We start from the raw sequence: 16338 nt of genomic DNA, 5'->3' as shown, positions 1-16338 counted from the left end.
CCGGACGACCTCCTGACGGGCGGCCGCTCCGCCCGTCCGCCCGCCCGCCCCGGCCGGTCCCGCCCACCGGCTCCGTTCGGGCCGGTCCCGATCGGACCGGCCCCGTCCAGGCCGGCCGCGTGCAGGCCGGTCCCGTGCAGACCGGTCCCGTTCAGGCCGCCGGGGCGTGGTCGATGTGCACGGTGGCGGCCAGCAGGCGCGGGACCGCCCGGATCAACGCCTGCTCCGCCGCCTCGGCCACCCGGTGCGCCGCCACCACGGTGAGCGCGCCGTCCACCACCACGTCCGCCTCGGCGCGCAGCGAGTGCCCGATCCACCGCATCCGCAGCGCGCCCACCCCGCGCACGCCGTCCACCTCGCGCAGCGCACCCTCGGCGGTGTCCACCAGGACCGGATCCACCCCGTCCATCAGCCGGCGGCCCACCTCGCACACCGAGCCGCGCAGCACCAGCAGGATCGCCGCCGTGATCAGCAGGCCGACCAACGGGTCCGCCCAGGGCAGGCCGAGCCCGGCCCCGGCCGCGCCGACGAGCACCGCGAGCGATGTCAGCCCGTCGGTCCTGGCGTGCACGCCGTCCGCGACCAGCGCCGCCGAACCGATCCGGCGGCCGGTGCGGATCCGGTAGCGGGCCACCCACTCGTTGCCCAGGCAGCCGGCCAGGGCGGCGACCGCCACCGCCCCCAGGTGGTCCACCGGCCGGGGGTGCAGCAGCCGGTCCACCGCGGCCACCCCGGTGAACACCGCCGAGGCCGCCACGGCCAGCACGATCGCCACCCCCGCCAGGTCCTCGGCCCGCCCGTACCCGTACGTGTAGCGGCGGTTGGCGGCCCGGCGGCCGAGCAGGAAGGCGATCCCGAGCGGGGCGGCGGTCAGCGCGTCGGCGACGTTGTGCACGGTGTCGCCGAGGAGCGCCACCGAACCGGAGAGGGCCACGATGGCGGCCTGGACCAGCGCGGTGGCGCCGAGCACCACCAGCGAGATCCACAGGGTGCGCAGCCCCTCGGTGGAGGCCTCCATGGCCGCGTCCACCCGGTCGGCGGCGTCGTGCGAGTGCGGGCGCAGGAGATGGGTGAGGCGGTCGCGCAGACCGTGGGCGTGGCCGTGGTCGTGGTCGTGGGTGTGACCGTGGGCCTGGTCGTGGGCGGGGGTGATGCCGTCATCGTGGTGATGGCCATGCCCCCGTCCGTGGTGATCTTCACCGCGATCGTGAGTGCGGTTGTGCAGGTGGTTGTGCGGGCGCGGGTTCGCGCCCTGGGCGTGGACGTCAGCCTCCATAGGCCCTACGGTGGCACATCAACCGCCTTGCAGCCATAGCCGTCCTACACCCTCTGACCAGCTGCGACGCGCTCGCAACTACGCCTCCCACGCCACTGTGCAGGACCACCCCGCCGGCCCCCGCCCGGCCGTCCCGCCGCCACTCCACCCCCGGTCGCCACCGGAACCGGCCTGGCGGCGACGGGTTCCGGGCATTCCATCGGATTGGTCACCCAGCGCACCGAGGGCCTACCGTAGAGTGAGCACAGATGATCGACCGTCAGAAACCCATCTCCCTTTCCGAGAAGCCGAGATGACCAACCGTCACGAGAGTCCCGCCGAGCCGCCCCCGGGGCCCGGCGAGCCGGCGGAGGTGCCACTGGAGTTCACCGCGTTCTGCGAACTCCACCGCCCCCGGTACCTCAGCTATGCCCGCGTGTGGCTGACCGAGCACAGCTCCGCGGCCACCGCCGTCCAGCAGGCGTTCGCGGAAATCGCGGTGCACTGGCGGGAGTTGATGGGCAGCTCCAACCCGACCGCGCACGCCTGGGAGATCCTGCGCGGCACCGTCGCCGAACACAGCCGCAGGGTGACCGCCGACCCGGACCGCCACCCGGCCGACGACGACCTCGCGGTCCTCCACTACGTCGTCGGGCTCGCCGCCCCCGAGATCGCCGACGTCATCGGCACCGACGCCGCCAGCGTGGCCGGCCGACTGCGCCGCACCATGCTGCGCGAGGCCTCCGGCTGGTGACCCCCCGCCCCGCCCGCCGCCGGAACGGCCTCCCCGGGGACGGCCGGCCCCTGGACGCCCGTTCCCGGGGCCTCCGGTCCCTGGACGCCCGCCCCCGGGACCGTCTCAGACCCGCTCGCCCGTCACGTCGAACAGGTGGTGCACCGGGTCGTGGATCAGGTACCGGGAGAACGTCTCGACCGTGAACCGCGCCCCGTCACTGCGGTTCCCGGTCCGCCGCCACTGCTCGCCGGCCACCCGCTCGAAGGCCGCGGCGAGCTTCTCCGCGGCCTCCGCCAGCTCCCCGGCCACCACCTGCGGGTCCTGCTCCCCGTAGCGCTCGGCGACGGCCGTCTCGTCCTGGTCCCAGTTGGGGAACAGCGGGCCGTCCTGGTCCAGCATCAGGTTCAGCCGGACTTCGAACAGCCGGAAGACGTCCCGGACGTGGCACGCGTACTCCAGGTCCGACCAGATCCCGGGGGCGGGCCTGCGACGCAGCCCCTCCCCGTCCCCGGCCAGCACCGCCAGCCAGCCCTCCGCGTTGGCCCTGACCATCCCGGCGACGTCCTCCCGGACAACCCTCGGGGTGTCCAACCCGCAGTCGGGGCAGGGGCGTTCCAGCACCCAGGTCCAGTCCTTGGTGTCCGGGACAATTCCGTCGGCGGTGGTGGTGGCGGTGACCGGTGCGTTCTCCACCGGCGTGCTCTCAGAAGTGCTCATGGCCCCAGCATCTCCGCCGCCCCACCGACCCCACCAGCGGCAATGACGCCAGCGACCGCCGAAATGCGGCCACCCCCGGCGCATTCACCCGGCGCAGTCCCCCCATACGCGCCCCCTCCGCCACGCTCACCCCACATCGGTGCGTACGGACGAAAACGCGTGGACGAACCGGAGACCGACCACCCATCCTGGGCGCCATGACCGCCGACGCCCTCGCCGACATCGCCGCCCTCGCCGTCAAGCCCACCCTGGACGGCCGCACCGTCCGCCTCGTCCCCCTCGGCGAACGGCACACCGAACCGATGTGGGAGCTCTGCGCCGACGAGACGACCAACCGGCTCACCGGCACCCGCACCGCCTTCACCCGCGACCGGATCCACCAGTGGTGCGCCACCCGCGCCGACCAGCCCGACCGCCTCGACCTCGCCGTCGAGGACCCCGCCACCGGCCGCTTCCTCGGCGAGACCGCCCTCACCGACGTCGACCCCGACAACTCCTCCGCCGGCTTCCGGATCGCCCTCACCCCGGACAGCACCGGCCGCGGCATCGGCACCGAGACCACCCTCCTGGTCCTGCGCCACGCCTTCGAGACCATCCGCCTCCACCGCGTCCACCTCGAAGTCTTCGAGTACAACGAACGCGCCGCCCACTCCTACCGCAAGTCCGGCTTCACCCTCGAAGGCCGCGCCCGCCAGGCCCACCACTGGGACGACCGCTACTGGGACGTCCTCCACATGGCCGCCCTACGCGACGAATGGCTCGCCACTCACTGATACGGCCCCCCATACGGCGGCTGCCGGTACGGCTGCTGCTGATGCGCCCCCGCAGCCGCGGCCCGCCTCCTCCGCCCCCGCACCACGAACACGACGACGAACACCACGACCCCGACCAACAGTCCCAGCAGCCCCACACCGATCCCCACGATGACCCAGGGCCCGATCGCGTCGCTGCCGCCGCCGTGGTCCCCCTCAGGGACCATGGGCGCCTCGGAGGGCTCGTCCGTCTCCTCATCGACGGGAGGAGGCGTGCCCTTCGCCTCCGGTCGGTTCGCCAGCGGGTTCTCCCGAGGTCCGTTGTCCACCGCGGGGTTCGCTTCCAGAGCCTTCGCCGGCGAGAGAACCCCATATCCGTAGCGGCTGTTGGGCACCCCGGACCCATCAGCCGGCGGAGTGGCCGACTTGATCATCCGGTTGATCACCTGTCCGGCCGACAGGCTCGGATATTTCGACCGAATCAGCGCAGCAGTGGCGGACGCATAGGCGGCGGCGCCGGAGGTACCGTCGCCGGCCGCGTAGCTCGTGGGTGACTTGGCCGAAGCGTGATAGATGTCCACGCCAGGTGCGATGAGTGTGGTCTCGGGCCCCGGTGTGGAACCGCCCCACACAACTCCCTTGGAATCCACGGCACCCACGGCCACCACCCCGGGGAAGGCCGCCGGATAGTTGACACCCAAGTCCGAACCGCTGTTGCCCGCACTGGCGATCAGAACGGCGTCCTTCGACACCGCGTACGCAACGGCCTTGCGCGTCTTCGTGTCGAACCGGAGGAGCCCTCCCAGGGACATGTTGACGACCGTCGCACCGTGGTCCACCGCGAAGCGGATCGCCTCGGCAAGATCGTTCACCTGAGGTTCGGGGCCACCGTCCGTGGTCTTCACCTTCACCGGCAGAATCTTCGCCTTCGGGGCCAGACCCATCACTCCGGCCTGCGAACCGTGTCCATGCCCCACGATGAGGCTCGCCATGCCGGTACCGTGGCCGACAGTATCGATACGGCCATCCGACTGGGTTCCTGAGAAGTCAGCCCCAGGAACGACCTGCCCGGTCAGATCCTGATGATCCGAGTTCACCCCACTGTCGATCACCGCAACGACGACGCCTTCGCCCTGGCTGACCGGCCACACCTTCGACTCGACCTCGAAGGTCTTCAAGGCCCACTGCTGGTCCCTGATCTGATCGCCCGACGCCGCCGGTGCGGCAACACTCCAGACCAATGCCCCGGCGGCAAGGGCCGCTGTACCACGCGCCAACCAGCGGCTCGTCAAACCCGGTCACCCCACTCGCCGAGGCGTCCCACAGATCCCCGACCTGCGGGACGCGATCAGATCACCCGTCCGTCCACGGGCCGGCCTCATTCCACCACGTTCGGGTTGGTCGGCTTGTCCGACGCCCAGGTCTCCTCGTCTTCTACGAGGTAGTCCGGCCGCTTGCCGTCCTTCTTCCGGTCCTTCTTCCGTCCTTGCGCCCCGCCCAACGGGACACCGGGCGTCATACCGTTCGCGCTTGCGGCGCTGGACTCCCCCCTGAACCGGTTTCGCGCCCCCAGCCCCGACCCGCCCTCGGTGAATGCCTGCTTGCCGCGCGCACCCTCGCCAGGCAGCGTGGTCTCACGGACAGCACCACCAGGCCGAGCCGGAAGCCCACTCGTCTGTCTGGCTCCGGACGCCCCGCGCCCCACGCCCCCGACACCCGGGTGGACTTGACCGCCACCACCGGTGTTGCCGGCTCGGCCCCCGAGTGGACTCGAACCGCCCCCTGGCGTCTCGGCGCCGGGGAACCCCTTGCCGCCGGTTCCGGTCCTGCTCTGGCCGAATCCAGGCACGCCCGGCGCATTCTGCGCGGTCGGCCCCGCAGGACTGACAATGCTCTGCCCGCCCCCGCCGGGGGGCGATCCGTTCGCGGGCCCTGCGGCCGGTGCACTGTTCAGGCCGGAAGTCTGGGTCCCCGAGGTAGGGGGTGTCGGAACGCTACCGCTCGGACCAGGAACCGGCGTACCGGTAATGCCCGAACCTGAAACACCGCCCGGTGTGGTCAACGGCTTCGCCGAGGCCTGCGCCGAACCTCCCTTGATCCCGGAGTCGACCGGGACAGCTGAATTCCTGGGTACGGAGCCCGCAGCCACCGGTGGCTGGGAGGACTTCGGCCGCTGCGTTGCGGGGGCGGGTACCGCCCGCACCGACGTTCCCCCGGCCCCAAGAGAGGTACCCGACATCATCGCGGCGGCCATCGCCGCTGCGGAACTCGGATCGCCCTGTGCTGCCACCTCGTGCGAGTTTTCTTTCCCCCCTGAACTGTACGGCGACGGAGCCTTCAGGGCCGGGGTGGCGACGCGGTAGTGCATGGCGAGGGTTTGCATGATGGCGGCCGCTTCGGCCTTCTTGCGGTCGGTGACCGGGATGTGTTCGTCGTCGTCGCCGAAGAGGGCGTCGCCGACGGTGTCCTTGACCTTGTCCCAGTTGCCGGGTTCCTCCGGCATGTCGCGCTTGGCCTTGGCCATGGCTTCGGAGGTCTGGTGGAGGATGTTGGCCGCGTCGTTGGCGTAGGCGGCGGCGTTGTTGATGCTGGCGGCCAGGGTGAGCATGCGGGTGTGGAAGGCGTCGCTGGTGGTGCCTTCCCAGGAGGTGGCGGCCTCGGTGCTGGCCTTGGTGAGGGTCAGGCGGATCTGCTTGAGGGTGTCGGCGGCCCTGCGCCAGGGGTCGCCGGCGGCCATCACCGCGCCGGGGTCGAGGGCCTGGGCCATCGTGCGGAGCTGGGCGTGGCTGTACTTGGTGAAGTCGGTGTAGACCACGGGCGGTCGGCCTCCGTTCGGTCCGGGCGGCGGGCGGCGAGCGGCGGCTAGACGGTGGTGTTGCCGCGGTTGGACGGGGTGAGGTTCTTCCGGGCCGCGGCCTGGCTGCTCGCGGAGGGCTGGGCGACGGACCAGCCGTCGTCGCCGGGCTTGAGCTTGGCGACGGTGTGCCGGTCCTGCTCCTCGTAGTTGGTGGCGGTGAGGTCGGCCTTCCGCTGGGCCTCGTTCACGGCTTCCTGGAGCTGGTTGAGGACGTCGCGCAGCGCGTCCCGCATGGTGCCGTAGCGGCCGTGGATCTCGGTGGCTTCGGCGAAGGTCCCGAAGGCGCTCTTGCCGATGCCGCTGCGGCCGTGGGTGTCGGTGCCGTCGGCGTGCTTCTGGAAGTCGGCGAGCAGCAGCCGTACTTGGCCTGCGAAGGTGCGCAGTTGCTCGACTTCGACGCGGTAGCCCTGCCCGGCTCCGCCGGTCGAACCGGTACCTGTGGTCCCTGGTCCTGGTCCTGATCCCATTTTCGGCGCCTCCCCCGTGCGTCCGTCCCTGGCGGCCGGGGCCGGGCCCCGGTGTCTCATGTCTAACACACCGGTCCCGAATCCCGCCCCGGGCATGGTCAGTTCGCGGTCGTCCCGGTCCGCTGGGCTTCGGCGAGGGCGCGTCGGCAGAGCGCGTCGGCGTGCCGGGTGGTCTCGGGGAGGCGGTAGTGGCGGGCGAGGCCGAGGGTGGTGCGGACGGCGGTGTCGAGGCCGGTCCGGTGGCCGACGGAGACGAAGACGGGTTTCACGCCGGGCCTGGTGCGGACGGCGCGGCCGACCTCCTCGCCGGTGGCGGGGTCGGTGAGCGGGGTCCAGGAGCCGCGCGGGGCGTCGGGCTGGTGGTGGTCGAAGGTGAAGGGGGTCTTGGCGACGCCGAGGGTGCGCAGTCCGGTGAGGACGCCGAGGTGGCTGGCGAGTCCGAGGCGGCGGGGGTGGGCGAGGCCGTAGCCGTCGCAGACGACGGTGTCGGGGGTGCGGGTGAGGGCGGCCAACGCGTCGAGGACGGCGGGCAGTTCGCGGAAGGCGAGCAGTCCGGGGACGTACGGGAAGGCGATCCGGCCGACGGCGGTGGCCTGTTCCACGACGTCCAGGGTGTCCCGGTCGAGCAGGACGGCCGCGGCGGCGACGAGGTCGCGGTCGTCGTCGTACGCGACGTCCACACCGGCGATCAACGGGCCGGCGGCCTCGTCGTCGTGGGCCTGGACGAGCGGGCGCAGCCGCTCCTGTTCGGCGAGCGCCTCGGCCTCGGTGGTGGGCCAGTCGGCGGGGATGGGCACGGTCGGTTCCCCCGGTACGTGTGGGTGCGTGGTGGTGCGCGGTGTCGACAGGTTCCGGGTCACCGTACCGACCGGGGCGGACGACCCCGGGATGAGCCCGTGCGCCCCCTGTGCCCCCGCCCCCGGCGGCTAGCCTGGACGTACCCGGCTCCCCCGCCGGGCAGGACCACTGGAACCGGCACCACTCCCGCCCGTTTCCCCCGACGTGCGAAGGACCCCCCGCCATGCCGCGCCCCTCCGTCGCCCAGGTCTGCCTCGGCTCGTTCACCGTCGTCGCCGCCACGGTGGCACTGCTCGCCGTCTCGGGCGCCTCCGGCCTCCTGGCGGTCGCGGTGCTGGTGGGGTTCGCGCTGGCGCTCGGCACCGTGGTGACGGTGCTCGCGATGTCCGCCGCCCGGTCCGAGGCCCCGGCTCCGGCTCCGGCTCCGGCTCCGGCTCCGGTGACGAGCCCCGCGGATCCGGCCGAGGCGCCCCGCCCCGCCCCGGCCGCTGCCGGGCACGCGTACGCCCGGCAGCGCTGAGGCGCCGCCGGGCGCAGGTGCGTCCCGCTCCGCCGCTCAGACCTCCGTGGTGACCACCACGGTCTTCGCGGCCTTGTCGTGCAGGCACTGCCGGTACGGCTTGTCGAAGACGCCGAAGAGGCCGTCGACGACCCACCAGAGTGCGGCGCAGCAGAGCACGGCCGGGAGGATGAAGACGGCGGCGCGGGTCCAGGCGGCGGACTGGGTGGGCTTGTTCCCGTCGACGAGCATGGCGACGCGGATCTTCATCGCCTTCTTGCCGAGCGTCTGGCCGTCCCGGCTGAGCATCAGGGCCTCGTAGACGAGGTAGATGGCGCAGCCGAGCCAGAACGCCTCGGTGGAGCCGTTGCGCGTGCCGAGGTCGCTGAAGGGCCCCACGATGATCACAGCGATGAGCTGCATCAGGAGGTAGTCGATCAGCCGGGCGAGGATCCGCTTGGGCCAAGTGCCGATCGGCGGCATGCCGGGGACGGGGCCGGCGCCGGGAGTGCCGTACGCGCCGGGGCCGTAGCCGGTGCCGTAGCCGGGCGGGGCCTGGTCGGACGGGGGCTGGCCGTAGGGAGTCTGACCGTACGGGTCCTGACCGGGGGTCGGAGCGCCGTACGGGCTTCCGCCGTAGGTGCCCTCATAGGCGCCGGGACCGCCGGACGGACCGTTGGACGGGGTCGGGCCGGACGGCTCGCCTTCCGGCGTGCCGCCGCCGGGCTGCGGGGGCTGCTTGTCGAAGGAGGGCTTGCCGCCCCCCTCCGGCTGGGGGCCTGAGGGGTCGTGGGTGCTCATGCTCCCGAGTAGAACATCACACATTCTCAATGCTTGGGACATTTTGTCCGTTTTGCACGAGGCCTGCGGCCCTCAGCCGCGCACCACCCGGGTACGGGCCGCGCGGTCCTGCCAGCCTCGCCGCGCCGTACGGTCGAACACCGGCCAGACCAGGCCGAGCAGCAGCACCACGCCCAGTTGCCGCACGGCCCAGCGGAGCAGCGAGCGGCCGAGGCTCAGCCTGGCCCTGGCCGCCGGGGCGGCGGCGTCCACCACGCGGATCCGGGCCAGCCGCTTGCCGAAGGTCTGGCCGGTGCGGGCGATCGGCAGCACCTCGTAGAGCAGGCTGACGAACAGCAGGATGCCGATCAGCACGGCGATCTTGCCGAGCACCACGTCGTCGACCAGCCAGACCTGGATCTGACGCCGGGTGAGGGCGCTGGCCATCCGGGCCTGGTCGAGCTTCCGCTGGAGGTGGTCGGTCACCGAGCGGCCGAGCGGGATCCCGGCGGCGACGGCGACCACCAGCAGCACGGCGGTGTCCACCGCCCGCGCCGCCAGGCGACGGCCGAGGCCGGCCGGCGCGGCCGCCCGGGAGCCCTTGGCGGCCCGGGAGGCCCGGGAACTCCGGGAAGAGGGGGCGGGGGCGGCACCGGACGGGCGGGGCTGGACGGCGGTCTCCCGGACCGTCCGCACGGTGGGCAGCGGGGCGACCGGGGCGGAGCCGGCCGTGGCGACCGCGGGCGTCGAGGCCACCGGGGCGACCGCGACCGGAGCCACCTCCCCGCCGAGCACCGGCACCGGTCCCGAGGCCAGGACGGCCGGCACCGGCGCCTCCCGGACCGCCATCGCCATCGCCACCGCCACGGCGGGCGCACCGGTGGCCACCGGCTCCACGGCAGCCGAAGCACGCTCAGGCTCCGCACGCCCTTGATCCGCGTCAAGCGCCTCCGGAAGCACCCCCCAGGAGACCCAGCGCGGCGCATCGCCCGTCTCCACCAGACCCCGCTGCACCCGCGGATCGGCCTGCCAGCCGGACTCCCCGTGCCACCCCGGCTCTCCGTGCCATCCGGGCTCCGCGGCAGCCGGGGCGGGGGCCGAAACCGAAGAGGCCGCCGGAACCGAAGAGGGAGTCGGGACCGGGACCGCACCCGCGCCCGGGGCCGTCCCCGGCATCGCGCCGACGACCACCGGCTCGCCCGAGGACCCGGGCAGCCCGATGCCGGAGAAGCCCGAAGACGCCGCCGACGGAGCCCCCTGCGCGTCGACCGTCCGGAACACCGGCCCGCCGATCACCTCCGCCACCCGCGACCCGAGCACGAAGGACGCCCCGCCCGAGGTCTGGTCGAAGTACACCGGCCCGGTGTCACCGCCGCCCGCCGGCATCCCCGCCACCACCATCGCCTGCATCCCCGCCGCGGGCCCCAGGCCCGGAGGCCCCAGAGCCGGAGCCAGGCCCTGCCCCGCCTCCGGCCCCTGCCCCTGCACCGGCCGCGACACCGTGTCCACCCCGCCCGGAGGCAGCACCGGAGCCACCACCGAAGGCGCCACCGGTGGCACCACCGACGACTCCGTGGACGGCACCACCGGCGGCGGCACCACGCGCGCCGCGCCCCCGTCCGGGGCGGGCCGCCTGGTCGCGTACCGGGGCGCTTCCAGCACCTCACCCTCGGCGGGCGCGAGCCGGGTGGTGCCCGGCACCCAGGCCGAGCCGCCCCAGTACCGGACGAAACCGGGGATGGAGGGGTCGGGGTAGTAGCCGGGCTCGGGCGCGACGGCCGGGTCGCCGGCGTCGGCGAAGGGACGGTCCGTCATGGGGGTCTTCTCTCCTGGCAGGTCCCGACGAGGGCAGTGCGGGCCGGTCGAGCCCGCCACGGCAGACGAGTCGATCCGCGCGCACGGCCCGGCGCGCGCCCGGCGCTCGGCGCGTGCGGGGGCGCCACCGATGGGCGGACAGTCGCCGGACAGTCACAAAGGGTAGTACCTCACCGGAGCCAGGACGGGAAGTTCGTGATTCCCCGGACAGTGAAGGGTCGCTCAAGGTAGGGAACCCGGCGCACGGCAAGTGCTCGCGCGCCGTACCGTCCGCCGTTCACCACCCCTCACCAAACTTCCCGAAGAAATCCCGGAAACGTGTGTAAGAGCCGGTGCGGACCGCCCTCTCAAAGGTCACAGGGGCCCGGAACCGGGCGCCGCCCGAAGACAGAGAGGAAGACGATCATGGAGCGTCCCGTCAGCGTGGTCGAGCACGAGCTGGAGCTCAACCTGGTGCTCTCGCCGGAGCACAGCGTCCCCGTGCCGGCCCGGCTGTCCTACGGCAGCCACGACCCGTACGCGGTGTACATGACCTTCCACCTGGACACCGGGTCCCCGGTGACCTGGGTGTTCGCCCGCGAGCTGCTGGTCGAGGGCACCTTCCGCCCGTGCGGCCAGGGCGACGTGCGGATCTGGCCGACCCGCTCGGGCCGGCGCAGCGTGCTCTGTCTGGCCCTGAGCTCGCCCGCCGGGGACGCGCTGCTGGAGGCCCCGCTGCCGGTCGTCGCGGCCTGGCTGGAGCGGGCGCACCGGCTGGTCCCGCCGGGCAGCGAGCTGGCCGCGCTGGACATGGACGGCTCGCTCGCCGAGCTGCTCGCCTAGGCGTGCGCCGCAGCGTGCACCGGCACGTACGGCAGCACCTGCCCGGACCCGAACGCGAACACGAGCGCGGGTACGAACAGGAGCAGGAGCAGGAGCGGGACCAGGGAAGCAGGAGCGGCGCCCCCGCCGGTTCAGCGGGCCGCGGGGGCTTGCTGACGACCGCGGGCGGTGTCCGGGCCTCCGGCGTCGCGCTGTCCGGGCAGCCGGACCAGCGGTGCGCCGGCCGAACGCCGTCGGGCCCTTATCCGGACGGCGGCGGCGAGCAGGAAGCAGAGTCCGACCCACGGATAGACCGAGGTCGGCAGCTGGCGCCACGGTGACATGTCGAGGACTGCCTGGCCGACCGGCTTCGCGGCCCACATCGCGAAGGACAGGAAGGCGACCAGCGTGGCCCAGAAGACGGCCCGCCAGCGCAGCCGGCGCACGCCGGCCGGGCGGGCGTGCTCGACGGAGGCCTCGGCGGCGAGCAGGACCAGCATCGGCACGCACCAGACCCAGTGGTGGGTCCAGCTGATCGGCGAGATCAGCACGGCGGTGACGGCCGCGCAGCAGACGCCCCAGGCCTCGGCCCGGGGCAGCCAGCGGCCGCTGCGCGCGGCCCAGGCGGAGACCGCGAGGCCGGCCAGCGCGACCAGTCCGGCCCCGAGGGTGGCGATCGTGCCGGGGTCGGCGGTGTGCAGCAGGCGGGCGAAGGCGCCGCGCAGCGACTGGTTGTCGACGATCCAGGTCTTGCCGACCCTGGAGGAGTCGTAGAGGTACTCGGTCCAGAAGCCCCGGGTGGCGTCGGGCAGCACCAGGGCGCCGAGCAGGAAGGTGCCGAGGAAGGTGAAGCCCGCCACGAAGGCGGCCCTGATCCTGCCGGTGATCAGCAGGTAGACCGCGAACAGGCCGGGGGTGAGCTTGATGCCGGCGGCGATGCCGATCGCCACGCCCTTGCTCCGCCGCCCGTCCGGGCGGGTGAGGTCCCAGAGGATCAGGCAGGCCAGCGCGAGGTTGATCTGGCCGTAGCGGAGCGTGGTGAAGACCGGTTCGAGCCAGACCCCGAGGCCGGTCACCAGGATCACGCCGATCGGCCGCAGCTCGCGGCGCGGCCAGCCGGCCAGCTTGAACGACAGGTGGGTCAGCAGGGCGAGCAGCCCGACGTTGCCGAGAGTGATCGCCACCCTGAGGAACGGGACCGGGAACCAGGTGGTCGGGACGAACAGCATCGCCGCGAACGGCGGGTAGGTCGCGGGCAGGTTCCACTCGGTGACGCGCAGCGCGTACAGGTCGGTGCCGTCGGCCACGGCGGCGCCCTCGGCCCGGTAGACGATCATGTCCACCATCGAGGTGTGGACGAAGTGCCGGACCACCGCGTACACCAGCAGCGACACCAGCGCCACGGCGGAGGCGGCCAGCAGCGGGCGGCGGGGGGCCTCGCGCAGAGCCCGGACGGGAGCGCCGACGGCCCGGCGCAGCCGGTCCGACAGGGGGGCGGGCGAGGGGTCGGGTGCGGTCCGCACCGGGCTGCGCTCGTCTTGCACCGCTGTCACTGTCCACTCCGTCCAGGGCTGGGCCAACCAGCGACGATACCGGATGCGGTCCGGGCGGGACCGGACACGTTCGCCTACGCAGCGTGACAAAGCGGCCCTGACCGGCCGTACTCCGCTGCGGGCGGAGTACGGCCGGCCAGGACCGGGGACAGCGGCGTGAACCGGGCGATCGGGCAGAACGCGGAGGACGGGGAGGACGGGCCTCAGCCCTTGTACGCCCCCAGGGCCCGGGTGAAGTCCAGCGGCTGCTGGACGACGCTGCTGCACGTGGCGTCGGCAACGGCCTTGGCGCCGCCCTCGCAGGCCTTGTCCCGGGTGCCCGACCACATGGACAGCCAGGCCAGGTGCCTGGCCGCCGCGAAGTCGGCCAGCTGCTTGGCGTCGGCCACCGTGAAGACCTCGCTGGCGACGTCGTTGACGCCGATCATCGGGGTGACCGCGACCTTCCGCCAGGCGGCCGCGTCGTCCAGCCCGAGCACGCTCTTGACCTGGGCCTGGGTGGCGGTCGCCGCGGCGATCGCGTACTTGCCCATCTGGCCCTGCGGGTTGGGGGCGACGCCGTCGCCGAAGTCCATCGCCATGATGTTGACGGCGCCGATCGCGACCCCGTTGGCCTTGGCGCCGGCGACCAGGTCGACGCCCTCCTGGGTCAGGCCGGAGGGCAGCGCGGGCAGGGTGAAGGAGACGTCCAGGGCCTTGCCCTTGGCGGCGGCGGTCTTCTGGAGCTGGGCGATGGCCTGGGCGCGCCGGGTGTTGGCGGCGGCGTTGGCGATCGCCCCGCCCTCGACGTCGAAGTCCAGCCTGGTGAGGCCGTAGGCGTCCACGACCTTCTGGTACACGGCGGTCAGCTCGGCGGTCGAGCCGCAGGCCAGGGCGAGCTCGCTGCCGTTGGCCCCGCCGAAGGAGGCCCGGACCTCGCCGCCGGCCGCCCGCAGCGCGCCGATCTGGGCGGCCACCGCGTCGGCGGACAGCTCGCTGACACCGCCCCACTTGGGCGTGCAGCCGCCGCCGGACACCACGAAGGCGAGGTTGAAGTTCTTCACCCCGCTCGCCTTGGCGGTGGCGACCAGGTCGTACGGCGGGTAGAGCGAGGTGTCCACGTACGGGGCGAAACCGGCCCCGGCGCCGACCGGGGGAACGGGCACACCGGTCGCCGTGGGGGTGACGGTCGGGGTGGGGGTCGGCGCCGGGGTGGTCGGCTTCACCGTCGCGGTGACGGTCGGGGTGGCGGTCGGGGTGACGGTGGGGACCGCGGTGGTGGTCGGCGCGGCGGTGGCCGTCGCGCTCGCCGTGGGCGAGGGGGTGGTGGTCGGACGGCCCGAGGGGGTGGGCGCGGTGCCGTCTCCCGCCTTGCAGGAGACGTTGTTGATCAGGCAGCCGGACGGCTCGGCCTGGGCCCCGCCCGCGCCCTGGGCGACGAAGCCGACGACCACGCTCTTGCCGGGCTCCAGCCGCTTGTTCCAGGCCTCCGGCCTGACCGTGACGTGCTGCCCGTCGACGGTGAGGGTGGCGTTCCAGAGCGAGTCGATCTTCGCCCCGGCCGGCAGGTCGAAGCTGAGCGTCCAGTCCTCGATCGCGCTGCTGTCCGGGTTGGTGACCAGGTACTGGCCGGTGTAGCCGGAGTCCCAGGAGCTGGTGCGGCTGTAGACGGCACCGAGCGAGGCGGCGCTGGCCGAGGAGGCGAGGACGATCGTCCCGCCGGCGACCAGGGCGGCGGCGACCGCGGTGGCCCCGATGATCGCGCCCCGGCGGCCGCGCCTGCGGTGGCCGGAGCGGCGGGTGGGCTGGGTCGTCATGGCGCGTTTCCTCCGCGGATGCCTACGGTCGGCCACCGTCCGGGCGCGGCTGCGCAGGGACCTCCGGGCGGCCGGCCCGGCACGGTCGGGTGACCGGCGCGACCGACGCTAGCGGCGGTCCGGGGGCGGAACCGACGGGCTGAGCGAGGGGTAGAACTCCCTTAGGCCGCTGTTAAGGAACCTCCCCGGCCCACCGCCGCGGAGCGGCCGGTCCCAGGCCGGTCCCAGGCCGGTCCCAAGCCGACGCCAGGCCGGCACCAGAACGGTCCCAGGCCGGCACCGGGCCTCGGGGCCGGACCGGTCGGACGCCGGAACGGAACCGGAGGCACCGTCACTTCTGGAAGAGCGCGCCCCGGCTCCGCCGCCGTCCGGTGCGCGCGGGCTCCGCCGCCTGCGGCCCGGTGAGCAACCGCAGCCGGGTCTCGGCGCCGCCGAGCACCGCCGAGCGGCCGAGCGCGAGGTCGCCGCCGGTGGACTCGGCGAGCTTGCGGACGATGTCCAGGCCGAGGCCGGTGGAGCCCTCGCCACCGTGCCCCTCGCCGCGCTTCAGGGCGGCGGCCGGGTCGCTGTAGCCCGGGCCGGCGTCGCCGACCAGCACGATCACCGAGCAGTCGGTGGCCAGCACGTCCACCGAGAAGGCGGTGCCGATGGTGGTGTGCCGGAAGACGTTGCCGAGCAGCGCGTCGACGGCGGCCGCCAGGTCGCCGCGCTGGACGGGCACCGGCGCCGCCCGTTCGGCGCCGGCCAGTTGCCAGCGGCGCCCCTCGTCCTCGGCCAGTGCCGACCAGAAGGCGACCCGTTCCCTGATCACCTCGGCGGCGTCGCAGCCGACCGCGACGGCGGGCGCGTCCTCGGGGGCGCGGCGGGCCGAGCGGATGATCTGGTCGACCTCGCGCTCCAGTTGGGCGACCGCGTGCCGGGTGGCGTCGGCCGCGTCGCCCTCGCCGAGCGAGGCGGCGTTGAGCCGCAGCACGGTCAGCGGGGTGCGCAGCCGGTGTGACAGGTCGGCGGCCAGTTCCCGTTCCGCGGCGAGGAGTTGGACCACCCGGTCGGCCATGGTGTTGAACGCGTGGCCGGCCTCACGCAGTTCCTCGGGGCTGCCCTCGACCTGTTTTCCCTCCACCGGGACCCGCACCGAGAGGTTCCCGGCGCCGAGCGAGCGGGCGGCGGCGGCGAGTTTCCTGGCGGAGGCGACGATCCGGCTGCCCATCCGGTCGGCGACCAGGACCGAGATGGCGACCAGGCCGAGCGCCACGGCGGAGAGCACCTGCCAGGCCGTGGCGACGCCCCGGGTGAGGTCGCTCTCGGCCACGAACACCTCGACCACCGCGGTCCGTCCGGTGTCCACCGCGACCGGCTGGAGCAGGGCGTACCCGCCGGCCACCTGCACGGTGAAGGAGCGGCCCTGCCCGCCGGCGGTGGCCACGTCGGCCGCGACGGCACGGGCCTCCCCGAGCGTCGGGCCCCCGGGCTCGCCGACGGCCGGTCCGGCGGCACTCGTCCCGGCACGCA

The 16338-nt window shown here is 73.7% G+C and carries 15 protein-coding genes; 4 read left to right on the top strand and 11 right to left on the bottom strand.

Annotated elements, in window-relative coordinates; genetic code table 11:
* Positions 1-151 precede the first annotated feature (151 nt).
* Positions 152-1276 (bottom strand): cation diffusion facilitator family transporter, encoded by a 1125-nt coding sequence (locus BU198_RS22940; RefSeq protein WP_188298743.1) that lies wholly within the window; start codon positions 1274-1276, stop codon positions 152-154.
* Positions 1277-1568: 292 nt separating this feature from the next.
* Between BU198_RS22940 and BU198_RS22935 the strand changes: the two genes are divergently transcribed.
* On the top strand, positions 1569-2009 hold the full coding sequence (locus BU198_RS22935) for a hypothetical protein (protein WP_188298742.1): 441 nt from the start codon (positions 1569-1571) through the stop codon (positions 2007-2009).
* Positions 2010-2114: 105 nt separating this feature from the next.
* Here BU198_RS22935 and BU198_RS22930 read toward each other — a convergent pair whose 3' ends face one another.
* Positions 2115-2708: a DinB family protein gene (locus BU198_RS22930; RefSeq protein WP_188298741.1), complete on the bottom strand. Its 594-nt coding sequence runs from the start codon at positions 2706-2708 to the stop codon at positions 2115-2117.
* A gap of 197 nt (positions 2709-2905) precedes the next feature.
* On the opposite strand from BU198_RS22930, the gene BU198_RS22925 reads away from it, so the two are divergent.
* Complete coding sequence (locus BU198_RS22925) at positions 2906-3481, top strand: GNAT family N-acetyltransferase (RefSeq protein ID WP_188298740.1); 576 nt, start codon at positions 2906-2908, stop codon at positions 3479-3481.
* On the opposite strand, the gene mycP is transcribed toward BU198_RS22925, so the two are convergent.
* From mycP to BU198_RS22905, 4 genes are all read right to left on the bottom strand, one after another.
* The gene (mycP, locus tag BU198_RS22920; protein ID WP_188298739.1) at positions 3475-4638 is read right to left on the bottom strand and encodes a type VII secretion-associated serine protease mycosin; all 1164 of its coding nucleotides are present in this window, start codon (positions 4636-4638) and stop codon (positions 3475-3477) included. The two genes, BU198_RS22925 and mycP, sit on opposite strands and share 7 nt — an antisense overlap.
* Positions 4639-4838: 200 nt before the next feature.
* Positions 4839-6275, bottom strand: a complete 1437-nt coding sequence (locus BU198_RS22915) for a hypothetical protein (RefSeq protein WP_188298738.1) — start codon at positions 6273-6275, stop codon at positions 4839-4841.
* A 47-nt stretch (positions 6276-6322) separates the two neighbouring features.
* Entirely contained in the window at positions 6323-6784 is a 462-nt protein-coding gene (locus tag BU198_RS22910) for a hypothetical protein (RefSeq protein ID WP_188298737.1), read from the bottom strand.
* Positions 6785-6882: 98 nt separating this feature from the next.
* Entirely contained in the window at positions 6883-7581 is a 699-nt protein-coding gene (locus tag BU198_RS22905) for an endonuclease V (protein WP_188298736.1), read from the bottom strand.
* 224 nt (positions 7582-7805) lie between these two features.
* Between BU198_RS22905 and BU198_RS22900 the strand changes: the two genes are divergently transcribed.
* On the top strand, positions 7806-8102 hold the full coding sequence (locus BU198_RS22900) for a hypothetical protein (protein ID WP_188298735.1): 297 nt from the start codon (positions 7806-7808) through the stop codon (positions 8100-8102).
* Positions 8103-8138: 36 nt separating this feature from the next.
* On the opposite strand, the gene BU198_RS22895 is transcribed toward BU198_RS22900, so the two are convergent.
* Both BU198_RS22895 and BU198_RS43405 read right to left on the bottom strand, forming a co-directional pair.
* Positions 8139-8882, bottom strand: a complete 744-nt coding sequence (locus BU198_RS22895) for an RDD family protein (protein WP_188298734.1) — start codon at positions 8880-8882, stop codon at positions 8139-8141.
* 72 nt (positions 8883-8954) lie between these two features.
* Positions 8955-10676: an RDD family protein gene (locus BU198_RS43405; RefSeq protein WP_188298733.1), complete on the bottom strand. Its 1722-nt coding sequence runs from the start codon at positions 10674-10676 to the stop codon at positions 8955-8957.
* A 405-nt stretch (positions 10677-11081) separates the two neighbouring features.
* Between BU198_RS43405 and BU198_RS22885 the strand changes: the two genes are divergently transcribed.
* A complete protein-coding gene (locus BU198_RS22885) occupies positions 11082-11498 on the top strand; it encodes an SsgA family sporulation/cell division regulator (protein WP_188298732.1) in 417 nt (138 codons plus the stop codon).
* Positions 11499-11629: 131 nt separating this feature from the next.
* Here the strand turns inward: BU198_RS22885 and BU198_RS22880 are convergent, their stop codons facing one another.
* The 3 genes from BU198_RS22880 to BU198_RS22870 form a co-directional block, all read right to left on the bottom strand.
* The gene (locus BU198_RS22880; protein WP_188298731.1) at positions 11630-13030 is read right to left on the bottom strand and encodes a glycosyltransferase 87 family protein; all 1401 of its coding nucleotides are present in this window, start codon (positions 13028-13030) and stop codon (positions 11630-11632) included.
* Between the two features lie 203 nt (positions 13031-13233).
* Positions 13234-14826: a cellulose binding domain-containing protein gene (locus tag BU198_RS22875; protein ID WP_188298730.1), complete on the bottom strand. Its 1593-nt coding sequence runs from the start codon at positions 14824-14826 to the stop codon at positions 13234-13236.
* Between the two features lie 331 nt (positions 14827-15157).
* Positions 15158-16338: sensor histidine kinase (locus BU198_RS22870; protein ID WP_188298729.1), on the bottom strand; the 1181-nt coding region annotated here is incomplete at its 5' end.

Origin of the sequence: Streptomyces sp. CBMA156 (assembly GCF_014596515.1) — a bacterium.
Classification (GTDB): Bacteria; Actinomycetota; Actinomycetes; order Streptomycetales; family Streptomycetaceae; genus Kitasatospora.
Note: the sequence above shows the minus strand (reverse complement) of the source record. Positions and strands in the feature narration are given on the sequence as shown.